The organism is Thermanaeromonas sp. (assembly GCF_021890735.1).
GTDB lineage: Bacteria > Bacillota > DSM-521 > Neomoorellales > Neomoorellaceae > Thermanaeromonas.
This window is the reverse complement of the sequence record NZ_JAKKUR010000013.1, coordinates 24,588-38,603: the sequence shown is the minus strand read 5'-3', so window position 1 is coordinate 38,603 and position 14,016 is coordinate 24,588. Positions and strand designations below refer to the sequence as shown.

Here is a 14,016-nt window from a genome sequence, read left to right as displayed (position 1 = left end):
TGAGGAGATACTTCTAAGCCGCCTGGGTGAGCAAGAGAAGGCCGTCTATGAGAAGTTGGAGGAGCTTAAAAACCTGCGGAACGGTATCGTAGAGACCTACGTCTTCGTTGAAGGCTTTAGAGCGGCAATAGAGGCCAAGGAGCCACCACAGTTGCCACAGTTCGGCGAACCCATAGAAGAGATATGCAGGGAGGCTTTGGAGGAATGGGTAAGTCGGTACTAAATCAGCTTGAATGGATAGCCTTCTTCGAGGCTGGAGGGACACCCGAAGTTTTCGTCAACGTTTACAACTGCCGGGCCCGGATTATGGTCTTGCGGGACGGCCAGTATGTAGACGTAACCGAAGAGATACCCAACGGCCAAGAGTTGGCCGAGGGAGCAGTAGAGGCTTTTGGTGGAGCGATAAACATTTCTGGGTGGTATCCGCCAACGCAGGAGATTATTGAGGCCTTGAGAAGCGGGGGGTGTAGGAATGAAAGCATGGGTAGACCTTAAAAGAAACAAACTAATCACACAAGAAACGAAAAATACCGTAAGAGTCGCCAACCTTGAAACAGGGTATGAGTTCACCATCGAAAGGGAAGGTGTATTTGTGCATAGCTTCATTTGCCAGCATTGCGGCCTACACTTTTTGGTGTTTTCTTGGCAATCTAATCGCCACCGAGTAGACAATACTTACTGCCCAGAATGTGGGAAACAGGGTGCGTTCTTGCACTGGAAACACATGTTATCGGACAACAAAGAGTTTAACCCTCTCTCGGAGGGTGGCGAAATCTTCAACTATGTTCCGTTCATGGAAGGCCCTCCGGAAAGGGATTCAGTTTGGCGGAAGAGCGAAACAGAACTTGTAAAACTCTACGACGAGGAAGGCTAAAGGAACTTGGGATAAAAAGCCTAGCCGGGCAAATAGCCCGGTTCTTTTTTTGTCCACGGTTCGGTTCGCTTTTTTGGCCGGTGTTTCACTGTTCCACCGTTCCATTTCGTTTCATAATGTTTCACCCCTAGCCTGCAACCTTCCAGCTTTTTGATGCAGGAGGCCTCCCAATCGGTGGCCCGGCACATCCTCGCCCATAGCTCAGCTTCTGCTAAAGCTTCTAAAGCTGCGATTAGCTCCTTTCTCATGTTCATCTGTTCATCCCTCCCGCCGAATGCCCCACTTTCATCCCACTTTTATCCTACTTCTGCCCCCTCCTTTTTGCGGAGGGAGAAAGGAGAGAAGAAAGAGAGAAGTTTTAACCCCGCCGGAAATGCTTCGGTTTTGCCTCCTTTTTGCCTCTCTTTTTTGCTACCTTTTTGTGCCTAAAATGTGCCTTTTTGCTCCTCCCCGTTTTTTTACGCCATTTTGCGGCGGTGTGCAAAGCACCGGCCCGGCGGTCTACATGCTGGCGGTTCCAGGGATTTTGCACCCCTACCCTCCCGCCTGGTGCCACGCTTGTCAAGGTTGCAATGTTGCACTTCCCCAGGGGTTTGTTGCACTACACCCTTGGGCTGGCCTGTTACGCTTCTCCACAACTTCGTTACCCTTGTTACGCCTCCGCCGCCCGTTAAGGTGTTAAACTTTCCAAAGCCTTCGTTAATGTTAGCTTAACACCCACCACCTTCTGCCAGTTTTGCCATTTATACCGCCGCCTAGAAGCGGGTTTTTGGGTGGGGGTGCATAGGAAATATCCCCGCAAGGGAAAAACCCCGCTTCTAGGCCAAAATAAACCCGAGTTCCTGACCCACAGCTAACACCAGCTCCCGGCGGTAGCGGAGAAAGGCTTCTTCGCTTATCCCCATTTCCAGGCAGACCCGGCTTCTCGGTAGTTTCCGCCGGTAGCACAGTTCAAAAAGACGGCGGTGGTGGGGTTGGAGGCGGTCGAGTGCCCTACTGATGGCAAGAACACGCCTGACAGCACCGAGGAGAGTAGTGCTAGGAATCAACGGGTCTTCGCTTTGTAGTAGCCCAAGCATATGGTCATACTCGCCCAAGAGATATTCGATTAAGCCAAACACCGGCTTGGGCAAGAGGCTTTTCTTCCTGGTCATCTCGCCCCTTCTCTACCAGGGAATATGTCCTTGCAAAAAAGCCTTATGTGCGTAGGGAGTGCTGTCAAAAAGCCTCACCTCGAAAAGAGGGCCATCAATAACAGCATAGCCCCTACTGCCGCTAACGTCCAGCTAAGAGGGTAGAGTACCCCACCCAGGAAATAAAGTCGGGCTAGCTTCCTCATGGGTAAACCTCCTTTCTGCGGTGTATCCTGGGCCATACTGCAAATTTTGCAGTCTACCGCTAAACTGCAATTTTTGCAGTATAATCCCCCCGCTTAAGTAGGGCTAGCCTCCGCCTGCCCAAAGCAACAGCCTGCCGCACCAAATCGTTAACCCTCGACACATCGCCCGCCTCCTCAAGCCTGCCGATTTCTTCGGCAAGCCGCTTAATGGCCGCTTCAATGGCCTGAATATCCTCCAAGGATATGCCTATATCCTCCGAGGATATGCCGAGGCCTTCGGAAGGTATTTGAATATCCTTGGAATGGTCTTCGGATACCTTTCCACCCTGCCGCCGGAATATGGCTTTGGCCGTCTCTTCGCCAAGCCGCTCCGCCACCAGGGAAGCCTTAAACTGTCGGAGGTTAAACTTGCCTTCAGGGAAAAGCAAGTCAAACCGTCGTTTTGCTTCGGCTTCATTCACCCTGCAAAGCCTGTACCTATCAGCACCTAGACGTTTCCCATGCTTCACCACTTCACACTTTTCTAAGAGGCCCAAGCTACAAAGCAGGTTCAGGATTCTATTGACAGCCCAATACTTCACGCCTGCCTTATCGCCAAGAAACCGCTTGCTCATTACCGTTACCGCTTTGCCGTCCATTGCGTCCTGGATGAAGCACCAAAAACACATCACCCAAACCCTTTCAAAATCACTCAAACCGTTGAGATTCAAGGCTTTGAGCCAATCTTTCGGTGTTGGCGTTGTAACCAATCTTTTAAAGATAAGGTCGGTAATCACGCCTAGCTTGAGAAGGATTCTAGTGGACTCTAACCACTTGCTTGAGATTTCTTCTACAAGTGGATTGGTGAAACCAAGCAGGAAAGCTAGCTCCTTGGCGGTGGCCGCTTGTTCACGGCGGTCAAGCCTGTGGAGTTCGCTTTTGGTCTTGAGTGCATGGTAAAGTTCCGGTAGGGTGAAGAACTCGCTTTCAAGGCCATACTTCTCGAAGTGCCAGTCATGGAAGGCGATAAGCCCGTTGCTATCCCGGATAAAGGTGGCACTTGGCCGCCGCTCATTGTGGACTGGACACTTGAAAGCCCGCCCTAGCCGACTGACCCTAACATGCTTGCCGAAAAGCTCAAGCAACCGGAAACCTGCTTGCTCGTCTTTGAAGACCTCCAGCCAGTGGCCTTCCACCCGCTGGGCTGGCCTGGCCTTGGCGGTGGCCTGCTTTTTGGTCTTCGGCTTTTTGGAACAATGGGCCTCAACGAAGCCCTCAACGACTTCTATTGGTGTTCGGTAGCACCCTTCGGTGAGCATTTGGAGGATAACAGGAGTGTCCAGCCGTTCGGTGTCGTTTAGGTCGTCGAGCGGTACGAAAACCTCCTGTAGGCCACTCTCAGGGTGTCGCTGCCCGGGCCACTTCAAACATAAGCTTCTCCGGCTTGTGGGCCTGATTTCGCAAAGAACGCCCGCTTTCTCCCGCACCACCTTGGCGAAGGAAACGGCGGTTTGCACCTCTAGCGGTTCGGAAGGGAAAAGCCATACATGGTAGCCATTTCCGTTCCTGCCCCCGCTCCTGCTCACAAGCGGCACACAGTTAGGCGGTAAGGCACTCAAAAGTTTCCGTACCGCCTCCGGCCCGGTGTCTATGTCGAAGCCGATGTAGTACACCTTACCGTCTACCCCAATCGGTGAGGGAGAAATAGCCTTGCTTCTTCTCCCTTTCGCTGTCGCTAAAAATAGCGTATAATCAGGGTAGTGGAGCGTCCTCCAGCCCCGGTCGTAGAGGGCTACCTTGGCTGGCCGCCACCAAATAGAGAGGCCCAAGCCTTGTTGGGCCTGGGCCTCGGTTAATCTTTCAGCAGGCAAGCTCATACCGAAGCCTCACCTACCCATGCGAATGTAAGCTGTTCCTGCTCCTCGTTCACGTTCCGCCAATAGCGGTATGGCAGGTACATCCGCTTAGGGTGTAAGCTCCCTACTTGGCGAATACGTGTTTTGGGATGGGTTTTTAACACCGCTAGCGGTATCTCGAAGGTTGCCACTGCTGTTATGTGCCGAATAACCGTGTTTTCCGGCAAGGGTGGGTCATACACCAGGTCAATACCTGCCGCTCCTTCAATGCGGAGGATGTCGCCGGGCTTTATTCGTTGCTCAAAAATTGCAGGGTCGCCGGGGATAAGTTTTCCCGCTATGGCCCAACGGCCACCTACGCAGGCCCTGATTGGGATAGCCTTCATTGAAGTTCCCCCCCCTTTCAAAGGCTTAAGGCCGGGTCATATCGCCCGGCCTCTTTGTATCTTCCTCAACACCACTCCAAGGGTTGGGTCATTGATTCCCGCCCAGCTTCTAAACTCCCGTTCGCAAGCCAACATTTTCATTAGCCGCCTAGCTCTTCGCCGGTTCTCTCGCCTTCGGGCTTTAGCTTCCGGAGACAAAAGGGTACACCTCCCGGAGATTACCTCATTGCCTCGCCTTCTCCCTCTCGGGTTCCTCGACGAGGAGTATTCACTTGTTCTGCTGGCTACGCCTTCCGCACTAGCTTCGGCATTGGCTGGTCTATCAATACCGGCCAGCCGGTGGTCGGGTCACAGATTTCGGAGACGGGAACACCGAAAAACTCGGCCAGTTTTTGGCGGTAGTGTGGCGGAATGTAGTTCTGGCCTCTTTCCATCCGGCAATACCAGGTTTCATTGACACCGAGTTGGGCCGCCACTTTTCTAACGGTTAACCCTTTGCGTACCCGAAGCAGGCGAAGATTAGTAACCATAGGCTACCCCCTTTCTCCCGGTTGCAGTTTGAGCTTGTGTTTGCTACATTTAAAGCTAGCAGGCATTAGCATGTATTGGAAGGTATTCAAATGGGTATGCAAAGGGGGTATGCAAATGGGTATGCATTCGCTCTACCAGCATTTCCCGGTGGAGTGCCGGTTTGAGCAGACGGTGTACACGAGGTACAAGTGGGGCAAAGGTTGGGTTTGGCGGGAGAAACGACATTTTCTTATGGGATTGCCGCCAGGAACAGGAAAGAAAGAGGCCCAGGCTTATCTGGACTATTTGAAGGCCCAGGGAGTGGACTTGCAGCGAAAACCCGAAGAAATCGAAGACGTGCTTGAGGCAGAGAAACGCAGCGAAAAAAGCACCTACAACGCCTTTGAGACTGCCGACTTGATTCCTTCGCTATGCCGCCTTGTGAAAGAAGTGAGGCAGGGGAGAAACAAAAAAGCCGCAATAAAGAAGTGGGTCTCACAGTACGGCTTTCTGGGAGTTCATGTTGACGCTGATGGGCACATACACAGTTGGGAAAGCCTTGCGGATTTCTGGCGGGAAGCTGAAACCCTGGCCGATTTGTGGGATAAGTTCCGGCAGGTCACGCAACGGGATTTGGACGGCATGAGAGAGTGGATAAGGTTTGTAGCCTTACACCCAGGCATTAGACAGTTAGTCGGGAAGGAGTGTCACACAAAAGCCGTTTACTGGCCTTTCGAGGTGGAAATGCAGGAAGGCGAAACTTTTGAAGAAGCCGCAGGCAGGAGTTTTGGGAAAGGCCATGTTGCTTTTTCGGCCACGCTCGAAGAAATAAACCGCAACCCGCTTGAGTTCTACCAGGTGGCTGGGCTGTACTACATTCGTGAGAAGATAGAGGAAAAACTGGCCGATGTGGGGTTGAGCTACACTGGCCTTGAGAAAATCAGTAATCCCAAAGACGATATTTTTAAACTCAGGCCGGTAATCAGGCCGAAAAATCTTCTTCAGGCCATGTACCTGCAGTTTTACATCCTCCTTTGCGGCCACAACGTAAAGGTGTGCAAGTGGTGCGGGAAGCCTTTTGATTTGCGTGGGTGCTACAACAAAAACCGGGAATACTGTTCCGATACCTGCAAGCACTCGGCCAAAAGCCACCGCTACCGGGAGAGGCAAAAACTAGAGGCCCTTTTAAAAAACTCCTCCACTTGAGCAGGATTTTGCGAAAATGTGGCGAATAATAGTGAAAAAGAAGCATTAGAATCCCCTGTTCTTGAAGGTGGCCTGAAGCAGAGGAAGCTAGATTTTTCAAGCCTGGAGCTTGCGGAATCCAAGCAGAGGACTGAAAATCCTCGTGTCGGCGGTTCGATTCCGCCCTGGGGCACCAAATAAATATGCATAATCCTCTCCCTGCGGCCGCCTTCAGAAATACTGGAGGTGGCTTTATTTATGCGGATTCCTTAAAAGTGGAAAGCGCCACTAAAAGCAAAAGCTCCTTCTAACTTGCCTCCCTCCCGGCACATGCAAGGGCAAAGAAGGCCTCCTCCCGTTACGGAAGGAGGCCTTCTTTATATTACGCTTCTTTATTCTTGTCTTAAGAAGGGGTAAAAGCAAGGATGGCTTCACGGATCAGCTTTGCAGCCAGGATCGCCGTTATATTTCCCGTATCGTAAGCCGGACATACTTCCACTAAATCCAAGCCTACCACATTAGCTCCTTTAAGCAAGTATAGAGCAGAAAAAAGCTCTTGAGGTGTACAACCGCCCGGCTCCGGAGTGCCGGTACCCGGAGCATAGGCGGGATCTACAACGTCTATATCCAGGGAAAGGTACAGAGGGCGACTTTTCAGTTCCGGCGCCAATTTGGATAACGGTACCTCAATATGGTCTAAGAAAAAGTTAGTGTTTTCGCTCCCGTAAATTAATTCCTCCCAGGTACAGGAGCGAATACCAAATTGATAGAGGTTGCTTGCTCCTATCTCCTCTGCTACCAAGCGCATGACCGTAGCATGGGAATACTTCTTACCCTGGTATTCCTCCCGCAGGTCCGCGTGAGCATCAAAATGTAACACGGCCAACTCGGGATGAAGACTTCGGGCCGCGCGGATCAGCGGGTAACTTACCAGGTGCTCACCCCCGAGGGACAAAAGGATCTTACCTTCTTTCATTATTTTAAAGGCGGCCTCTTCTATACGGCCGAGATTCTCCTCTACCTGCCCGGGTACCATCTCCAGGTCCCCTAAATCGCAGAAAGCCACTTCCCTAAGGCTCCGCCTTAAGGCAGGGCTAAATTCCTCCAGAACTTCCGACACAGCCCGGATGGCTTGGGGAGCAAAACGGCTGCCGGGCCGGAAGGTACCAGTCACATCCAAGGGTACACCCAAGAGGCATGCCCGCGCGGCCTCGTAATCGTTGCTACCCCCTAGGAATACTCCTTCCTCCAAGAAACCAAGTTCACCCCTCAATTTTCCTTTCGACTCCTCCGCGTAAAATCTACTCCCTTGCTTCTTCATTCCCTTTCTTCTTCGGGCCGGATTATTTCCTCTACAAAAGGCGGTAAGATAAAAGCCGCCCGGTGCATTTCCGGAGAATAGTAACGGGTGGGAATACGTGGTATACGAGCAGGATCCACCTCTAAAGGATCATATTGCTTGCTCCCGAGGCTGAAGGTCCACAGACCTCCGGGATAAGTGGGTATCGTGGCCAGATAAATGCGCGCTATAGGAAAAACGCTGGCTATATCGTAGTATACGCGCCTGATAAACTCGCCGTTAAGGAACGGCGATTCCGTCTGGGCGACAAACAATCCGTCGGGCTTCAAAGCCTTGAACACATTCTGGTAAAACTCCCGGGTAAAGAGGCCCTCCGCCGGTCCCACGGGGTCCGTGGAGTCTACTATTATCACGTCATACTGGGATTCAAAACGGCGCACGTGGTCGATACCGTCCTCAAACCGTATCTCCACCCGGGCATCATCCAGACCACAAGCGATCTCTGGTAAATATTCCCGTGCGGCCGCCACCACCCGGGCATCTATCTCCACCAAAACGGCCCGGGTAACGCTGGCATGCTTAATGATCTCCCTGATGGCTCCTCCGTCACCCCCACCTATCACGAGGACTTCCTGGGGATGAGGATGGGTATTTAGCGGAACATGGGCGATCATTTCGTGATAGACAAATTCGTCTTTAACTGTGGTCTGGATAACATCGTCCAGGAGCAGCATCCGGCCGAAGGCTTCGGTATCCACAATGCATAGCTCCTGGTAAGGCGTTTTTTCCCGATGCAGGGTTTTCTTAACACGGCAAGATAAAGCTAGGCTTGGAGTTTGAAGTTCGGTCACCCATATGCCCTGCATGAAAAACGTACCTCCCTGCTTCCATTCATTTTCCTGCCGACTTAAGAATACAACATGACCACCCCGGGTGCAACTTTTAAATGATCCCCAGGACCGCCTGGGCGATGCTTACCGTATGGCTGTTGACACGCAAAAGATAGTTTATAAGGTCCATATGCACGGCCGTAGTCTCCAGACTTAAACGGTTTTCTTGCTGCAGCCTCTGGAAATGGTTAAAACGCAAGGTCTTTTCCATCTTAAGGAGTGCGGGATGCTGCTTTATAACCTGCACGGCCAGGTTATGATCTACGGAAGCGAAAGCCTCTACAGCCTTGTCAAAATTTTCCTGTACCAGCTTATACATCTCCTCCATTTCGGACTGCCCCTCAACAGAAAATACAAGACCACTCTCCTCCATCTTCCGCCACTGCCGGGCTATTTGAACCATAACATCTCCTATGTGCTCCAGGTCATTGGCTATATAGAGCAGGCGGGCCTTCTCCACTTCTTCCCTCTCATCTCCCGGGGAAATACGGGCCAGGTATCTCGCAATGGCCTGGTAAAGAAAATCCAGCACGTCATCAACTTCCTTAAGTTTACGGAGCAGCCCTTCTTCCCGTAAGGGAAGGGGTTGCATCGCCTGGGGAAACATCTTTCCCCGAATGATACCTGCCATACGCAAAATCTCCTGGCGGACCCTGCTTAAAGCCAGCTCTGGAACCTCCAAAAGGGTTTCATCCAGGTATTTGGCTATTTTCTCTTCTTTAGGTTGCTCAGGCAAAAGCCTTTCTAAAATCTTGCTCATATAAGGAGTAAAGGGGAGGAAAATAAGCATGTTAACTACGTTAAAAATGGTGTGGCCGTTGGCGATCTGGCGGGGCAGGTCGGGAGATGTCCACTCCAACAGGCGAGCATAACCGGATAAAAAAGGCAAGAAAAGCAGAGCTCCTGTCACTTTAAAAAAGAAATGGCCCCAGGCCACCCGCTTGGCTTCCCAAGAAGCCCCCAGGCTGGACAGAATCCCCGTAGCAGTAGTACCTACATTAGCGCCTAATACTACGGCCAAAGCAGGCTCCAGAGAGAGGGCCTCCTGCCCGGCAAGGGAAATAGCCAGCGCTACCGGAGCGGCACTACTTTGAACAATAGCAGTAAATAAAGTAGCCGCTACAAATAAAAGCCACGGGCGGGAGGCCAAATGCTGCATCTCAACGACCCAGCCCGGGTAATCCTTCAAGGGCTGGACTGCCGAAGACATGGTCGCTACCCCGTAAAATAAGAGGCCGAACCCTACTACCGCCTGTCCTAGGTAACGCCACCTGCGCCGCCTGGCCAAAAGGTAAGGGAGAAGCCCTAAAACTAAGGCCCAGGGAGCGTAATCGGTAATCCGGAATACAATAAGCTGCACGGTGACGGTAGACCCTATAGCAGCGCCCAAAATCACCCCTAAAGCCTGTTCCAAAGTCATAAGCCCTGCACTAACAAACCCCACCAGAAGAACACTGGTCACCGCGCTGGTCTGCAGGAAAACGGTTACTACCAAGCCCACCAACATCCCGGCGATCCGGTTGCGGGTGAAAGTCCCCAGTATCTTCTGTACTTCAAGGGCCGCCGCTTTCCTCAATCCGTCGCTTATCAGGTTGGTCCCAAAAATAAAAAGGGCCAACCCGCCCACAAGGCTGGTTAAAAAAAGAAAAAAGCTCACCCACCAGAAGCCTCCCTATAAGTTTATTACTTCGCTCGCCCGGGGCGGCGGACTCCTGTCTCCCGGAAAATGACCATCTCTGCTATGTTCACGGCATGATCCGCCACACGCTCTAAGTATCTTGCAACCAGCGCAAGATAACTGGCCTGATCCACATACTGAGCGCCCTTTTTCATATAACCTACAAGCTCATCATAAAGGCTTTCAAAAAGCCGGTCCACTTCATCATCAGAAGCTATAACCTCTTTCGCGATCTCCACCTTGCGCGTCACAAAAGATTCTAAGCTCCTGCGCAGCATGTTCTGGGCAAGCTCGCTCATGCGGGGTATGTCGACCAAAGGTTTAAAGTAAGGTCCTTGGCCGGCCAGCCTCAAGGCTACCTCTGCAATGTTTACGGCGTAATCACCGATGCGCTCGAGCTCCCTGCCCACCCTCATCACCGTAGCCAGGATCCGTAAGTCCTTGTCCAAAGGTTGTTGGAGGGAAATGAGTTCCAAAGCTCTCTCTTCAATATCGTAGTTCCAATCGTCGGTTAAGGCATCTTCTTCGATAACCTGCCTGGCCAAGGCTACATCCTGCTCTTTCAAGGCTTCCAGGGCTTTAGCCACGCTGGCCTCTACATGATCACCCATGCGGAGGATATCCCGCTCCAGCTCCAAGAGGGCGCGATCATAGGCGCTCAGCGGTCTGGCCATAATGCTGCACCTCAAAAGTTATATCTTTTTAACCTTTACGTTTAAGAATTTTGGCTTCTATGAGGTCGGCTAGCCCCGCTACATCATCGAGCCCGAAAAGGGGGACATTTAGAGGCAAAGGTTCGTCCGTGACCACCGCCAGAAGCTCCTCTTCAGTGCAGAGAAGCTCCTTCCCTACTGCTTTACGGTGAACTTCTATCTTGGGCTTGTTCCCCCGCTTGTAACCTTCAGTTATTATTAAATCCACCCCTTTAATACGGGAAGCTACCTCGTCTAAAGTAAGTTCCTGCTCTACTTTTTCGATAACGGCCACCTTCGTAGGAGAGGATATGGCTACGATATCTGCTCCTGCCTCCGCATGCTTCCAGGTGTCTTTGCCGGGCTTATCGATATCGAAGCCGTGGGTGTCGTGTTTTATGGTAGCTATGCGGTATCCCCTCGCCTTAAGTTCGGGTATGAGCTTTACCAGCAAAGTAGTCTTACCCACATCAGACTTGCCTACTACAGAGATTATAGGTGTCATCGCTTCCTTCCCGGTCAAAGCTGACCAGGCGTTGGCCTCCCTTCTTTAAATATAGTTTAGGGGTACAAAATTTAATTCCACACCTTTGTCTATAGAACACTTACCCGCTGGAAGGTCTAACAGGGCATTGGCACCTACTCCAGCTTTCAGAGGAGCCTGTTTTAGGTTCACCGGAATCAATTCCCAGACGCCCTCCTTGTTGCAAGCCCGGGCATAGTGGAAATACCGCTGGCGCCTTTCCTTAGTGAATTCCTCTACCAGTATCCCCTTCCACAGGCAAGGTTTTAAATTTTTTCCGGCCAGAGCCCTTAATAATGGCCGGACCAGAAGATAGAAGGATACCAGCGCTGCCGAAGGCGTACCGGGCAGCCCCACGAGAAAACACCGCCCCCTCCTGGCCATTATGACCCGTCCCCCCGGCCGGAAGTTGAGCCTGGTAAATAAGAGCTCGGCCCCGGCTTTCAGAAACGCACGGGCTGTAAGGTCATATTTCCCCTCTCCCGTCCCTCCCGACGTTATTATCAAATCAACCGAGTTTATCATCTCCCTTAAACTCGAAGTCACTCTCTCCAAATCATCGGGTAAAGGGGGCAGGCAAAAAGTTTTAACCCCCTCCAACTTTAGCCCGGCCTCTAGCGCAAACAAATTACTGCCGGGTATAGTATTTTCCCCGTATTCATCGGCATCTCGCAACTCGCTACCCACAGCCATCACCGCCACTTGAGGCCGGGGGTAGACGGCTACCTCTTTAAACCCCAGCGCAGCTAGAAGGCCTATTTCCGCGGGCGTCAAGACGATACCGGGCCTTAATACTTCTTCTCCCCGCCCTATCTCTTCTCCTTCCCTCTGGACCAGCGAAGCCAATACGCTGGCGTCCGCACAAGAAACCGGGTAAAGCCTCCCTTCTTCCTCCCTCGCCCATTCCTGCGGAAGCACGCCTACGGCACCAACGGGCACGGGAGCACCCGTAAAAATGCGTACGGCCTCCCCCGGCCCTAAGGGATAAGGGTATTTCCCCCCTGCAGGTACTTCCCCTACCAAACGATAACTTTCCCCTGCTACGGGCCCCAGGGCATATCCATCCACCCTTGATCGTGTAAAAGGGGGAAAGGGTACCGGAGAGGTTATCTCCTCAGCCAGCACAAGGCCCGCAGAGTCAGCCAGAGGGACTTTCACCGGCGTCAGAGGAGTAACAATCTCTTCCAGCAAGCATAAAGCTTCTTCCCATTCTAAAAGCTCCTTCATGACGCGGCCCCGCCCCCACCTTCCTTTCCCACCTTGCTCCTGGCTTGCTCCAGGTCCCCCGGGGTATTTATGTTAAAAAACACCGTCTCCAGGTCCCCGAAGCGCTCTAAGTCATCAGCATCCAAAACCCGTAGCCGCACCTCCGGATAAAAGGCGATGACCTGAGTGAGCTTTCTTTTAAGACAAGCCTCAATGGGCTCTATACAGCTCCGGCCATACACCGCATGCAAAGGCTGATAGAACCCGCCGAGCCGCGGCACCGCCCCGTCAAAACCCTGCGCTTCCTTTACCATAAAAGTTATCAGTTCTAAATTAATAAAAGGCATGTCGCAAGCGACTACAAAGTTATACCAGTAAGGCGATGCCAAGAGCCCGGCATGGATTCCGCTTAGAGGCCCTTGAGCCGGGATTACATCCCGGACCAAAGTAACTTGCAGGTCCCGGTATAGCTCGGGTTCGTTAGTCACAATAATTATTTCCGGAAAGATAAGCTTGAGTAATCCCACTACTCTACCTATCATCGTCTCCTGTCCTAAAGGGAGCAGGGCCTTATTTCTTCCCATGCGGGTGCTCTTGCCGCCAGCCAATACAATACCGGCTGCTTCCATTCTCTAATCTTCCCCTATCAAACTGATTTATCAGATTGCCAGCAGCGGCAAAGGAGCTGCTTCCACAACCCCCCAACCGCCAGCCCTCTACAAATTCTACAAAGGCCGCAGCAGGAGGAGACAGTTGCCTGGACTTGCGCACTAAATAAAGGTGCCTTTTAAGCCGGACTCCTTCAACAGGCACAGTAGCTATGCGGCCCAAGCTTAAGGATTTTTCTGCCGCCCACCTGCTAACCAGGGAGACCCCCAATCCTGCCTCTACGGCGTTTACCACTGCTTCTGTGCTCCCCAACTCGGCTACAATTTTCTCGGGCCGCAAAATGAAACCATGGGTCTTAAGTAATTCCTCTGCCGACCGCCTGGTCCCCGAGCCCTCTTTTCGCCAGACCCACGATGCCTCGGCCAGGTCTTGAACGGTAAGGGAGGGCTTTCTAGCCCAAGGGTGCTCACGGGGCAATATCAATATAAGTTCGTCTTCTACCAGGTACTGATAAAACAGGCCGCGCCTTCGCTCCTCAACACCTACTGCTCCCAGATCGATCTCGCCGCCCATTAATTTATGGATGATCTCTTCGGAATCCCCTATTTCTAATTTAACTTCTACTTGGGGATACTTATCTTTAAAAGGTCCGATCAGCCGCGGCAGTATATAATGCCCGGGTATGGTACTTGCTCCCAAAATCAGCTTGCCCCGGACCAAGCCGCTCATCTCCGCCAGTTCCCGGCGTGTCTGCTCCAGAAGACGCAAGATCTCCCGGGCCCGGCGGTAAAACAGTTGGCCACCTGGGGTAAGCTTAAGTTCCCTGCTGGAGCGCTCCAGAAGGCGCAAGCCCAAAATTTCTTCTAAGGCCTTAAGCTGCTTGCTGACGGCTGGCTGGGTAAGATGCAGCTCTTCGGCTGCAGCAGAAAGCGTGCCCTTTTCTACCGTAACAATAAAGGTTTCCAGCAGGTTAAGGTTCACAGCCTAAC

At 52.1% G+C, this 14,016-nt stretch carries 17 protein-coding genes and 1 tRNA gene; 5 read left to right on the top strand and 13 right to left on the bottom strand.

All coding sequences use genetic code 11. From position 1 onward, the window contains the following. From L5656_RS04515 to L5656_RS04505, 3 genes are all read left to right on the top strand, one after another. Window positions 1-223 (top strand): hypothetical protein (locus tag L5656_RS04515; protein WP_297199661.1); only part of this gene is annotated, 223 nt, incomplete at its 5' end. After that, the gene (locus tag L5656_RS04510) at window positions 205-495 is read left to right on the top strand and encodes a hypothetical protein (protein WP_297199659.1); all 291 of its coding nucleotides are present in this window, start codon (window positions 205-207) and stop codon (window positions 493-495) included. The genes L5656_RS04515 and L5656_RS04510, both read left to right, overlap by 19 nt. Further along, window positions 473-874, top strand: coding sequence for a hypothetical protein (locus L5656_RS04505; protein ID WP_297199655.1), 402 nt, complete (start codon window positions 473-475; stop codon window positions 872-874). Before L5656_RS04510 ends, L5656_RS04505 begins: the two co-directional genes overlap by 23 nt. 20 nt (window positions 875-894) lie before the next feature. Here L5656_RS04505 and L5656_RS04500 read toward each other — a convergent pair whose 3' ends face one another. From L5656_RS04500 to L5656_RS04480, 5 genes are all read right to left on the bottom strand, one after another. Further along, the gene (locus tag L5656_RS04500; protein ID WP_297199652.1) at window positions 895-1,128 is read right to left on the bottom strand and encodes a hypothetical protein; all 234 of its coding nucleotides are present in this window, start codon (window positions 1,126-1,128) and stop codon (window positions 895-897) included. 564 nt (window positions 1,129-1,692) lie between these two features. After that, window positions 1,693-2,028, bottom strand: coding sequence for a hypothetical protein (locus L5656_RS04495; RefSeq protein ID WP_297199649.1), 336 nt, complete (start codon window positions 2,026-2,028; stop codon window positions 1,693-1,695). A gap of 244 nt (window positions 2,029-2,272) precedes the next feature. Then, window positions 2,273-4,069 (bottom strand): hypothetical protein, encoded by a 1,797-nt coding sequence (locus L5656_RS04490; protein WP_297199647.1) that lies wholly within the window; start codon window positions 4,067-4,069, stop codon window positions 2,273-2,275. Further along, window positions 4,066-4,434: a hypothetical protein gene (locus tag L5656_RS04485; protein ID WP_297199645.1), complete on the bottom strand. Its 369-nt coding sequence runs from the start codon at window positions 4,432-4,434 to the stop codon at window positions 4,066-4,068. Before L5656_RS04485 ends, L5656_RS04490 begins: the two co-directional genes overlap by 4 nt. A gap of 284 nt (window positions 4,435-4,718) precedes the next feature. Then, on the bottom strand, window positions 4,719-4,964 hold the full coding sequence (locus tag L5656_RS04480) for a helix-turn-helix domain-containing protein (protein WP_297199643.1): 246 nt from the start codon (window positions 4,962-4,964) through the stop codon (window positions 4,719-4,721). Window positions 4,965-5,079: 115 nt separating this feature from the next. Here L5656_RS04480 and L5656_RS04475 point away from each other — a divergent pair, with 115 nt between their 5' ends. Further along, window positions 5,080-6,150, top strand: coding sequence for a hypothetical protein (locus L5656_RS04475; protein ID WP_297199640.1), 1,071 nt, complete (start codon window positions 5,080-5,082; stop codon window positions 6,148-6,150). Between the two features lie 100 nt (window positions 6,151-6,250). Then, window positions 6,251-6,325 (top strand) — tRNA-Phe (locus L5656_RS04470). A 207-nt stretch (window positions 6,326-6,532) separates the two neighbouring features. On the opposite strand, the gene speB is transcribed toward L5656_RS04470, so the two are convergent. From speB to L5656_RS04430, 8 genes are all read right to left on the bottom strand, one after another. After that, complete coding sequence (gene speB / locus L5656_RS04465) at window positions 6,533-7,402, bottom strand: agmatinase (protein WP_297199637.1); 870 nt, start codon at window positions 7,400-7,402, stop codon at window positions 6,533-6,535. Window positions 7,403-7,446: 44 nt separating this feature from the next. Then, on the bottom strand, window positions 7,447-8,295 hold the full coding sequence (gene speE, locus L5656_RS04460) for a polyamine aminopropyltransferase (protein WP_297199635.1): 849 nt from the start codon (window positions 8,293-8,295) through the stop codon (window positions 7,447-7,449). A gap of 76 nt (window positions 8,296-8,371) precedes the next feature. Continuing rightward, window positions 8,372-9,976, bottom strand: coding sequence for a Na/Pi cotransporter family protein (locus L5656_RS04455; protein WP_297199632.1), 1,605 nt, complete (start codon window positions 9,974-9,976; stop codon window positions 8,372-8,374). A 26-nt stretch (window positions 9,977-10,002) separates the two neighbouring features. Next, window positions 10,003-10,671, bottom strand: coding sequence for a phosphate signaling complex protein PhoU (gene phoU, locus L5656_RS04450; protein WP_297199630.1), 669 nt, complete (start codon window positions 10,669-10,671; stop codon window positions 10,003-10,005). 28 nt (window positions 10,672-10,699) lie between these two features. Continuing rightward, window positions 10,700-11,194 (bottom strand): molybdopterin-guanine dinucleotide biosynthesis protein B, encoded by a 495-nt coding sequence (gene mobB / locus L5656_RS04445; protein ID WP_297199627.1) that lies wholly within the window; start codon window positions 11,192-11,194, stop codon window positions 10,700-10,702. A 45-nt stretch (window positions 11,195-11,239) separates the two neighbouring features. After that, window positions 11,240-12,439 carry a molybdopterin molybdotransferase MoeA gene (locus L5656_RS04440; protein ID WP_297199624.1) on the bottom strand — a complete coding sequence of 400 codons (1,200 nt, stop codon included), beginning with the start codon at window positions 12,437-12,439 and terminating at the stop codon, window positions 11,240-11,242. Then, entirely contained in the window at window positions 12,436-13,047 is a 612-nt protein-coding gene (gene mobA / locus L5656_RS04435; RefSeq protein ID WP_297199622.1) for a molybdenum cofactor guanylyltransferase, read from the bottom strand. The genes L5656_RS04440 and mobA overlap by 4 nt, the downstream gene beginning before the upstream one ends. Then, complete coding sequence (locus L5656_RS04430; RefSeq protein ID WP_297199619.1) at window positions 12,989-14,008, bottom strand: selenium metabolism-associated LysR family transcriptional regulator; 1,020 nt, start codon at window positions 14,006-14,008, stop codon at window positions 12,989-12,991. The genes mobA and L5656_RS04430 overlap by 59 nt, the downstream gene beginning before the upstream one ends. Window positions 14,009-14,016: the final 8 nt, after the last annotated feature.

Bases quoted from the DNA above. Each gene is read 5' to 3' on its own strand.
- L5656_RS04490 (WP_297199647.1), bottom strand. From the start codon at position 4,069: ATGAGCTTGCCTGCTGAAAGATTAACCGAGGCCCAGGCCCAACAAGGC.
- mobA (WP_297199622.1), bottom strand. From the start codon at position 13,047: ATGGAAGCAGCCGGTATTGTATTGGCTGGCGGCAAGAGCACCCGCATG.
- L5656_RS04510 (WP_297199659.1), top strand. From the start codon at position 205: ATGGGTAAGTCGGTACTAAATCAGCTTGAATGGATAGCCTTCTTCGAG.
- phoU (WP_297199630.1), bottom strand. From the start codon at position 10,671: ATGGCCAGACCGCTGAGCGCCTATGATCGCGCCCTCTTGGAGCTGGAG.
- L5656_RS04440 (WP_297199624.1), bottom strand. From the start codon at position 12,439: ATGAAGGAGCTTTTAGAATGGGAAGAAGCTTTATGCTTGCTGGAAGAG.
- L5656_RS04485 (WP_297199645.1), bottom strand. From the start codon at position 4,434: ATGAAGGCTATCCCAATCAGGGCCTGCGTAGGTGGCCGTTGGGCCATA.
- L5656_RS04505 (WP_297199655.1), top strand. From the start codon at position 473: ATGAAAGCATGGGTAGACCTTAAAAGAAACAAACTAATCACACAAGAA.
- L5656_RS04500 (WP_297199652.1), bottom strand. From the start codon at position 1,128: ATGAACATGAGAAAGGAGCTAATCGCAGCTTTAGAAGCTTTAGCAGAA.
- speE (WP_297199635.1), bottom strand. From the start codon at position 8,295: ATGCAGGGCATATGGGTGACCGAACTTCAAACTCCAAGCCTAGCTTTA.
- mobB (WP_297199627.1), bottom strand. From the start codon at position 11,194: ATGACACCTATAATCTCTGTAGTAGGCAAGTCTGATGTGGGTAAGACT.
- L5656_RS04480 (WP_297199643.1), bottom strand. From the start codon at position 4,964: ATGGTTACTAATCTTCGCCTGCTTCGGGTACGCAAAGGGTTAACCGTT.
- L5656_RS04475 (WP_297199640.1), top strand. From the start codon at position 5,080: ATGGGTATGCATTCGCTCTACCAGCATTTCCCGGTGGAGTGCCGGTTT.
- L5656_RS04495 (WP_297199649.1), bottom strand. From the start codon at position 2,028: ATGACCAGGAAGAAAAGCCTCTTGCCCAAGCCGGTGTTTGGCTTAATC.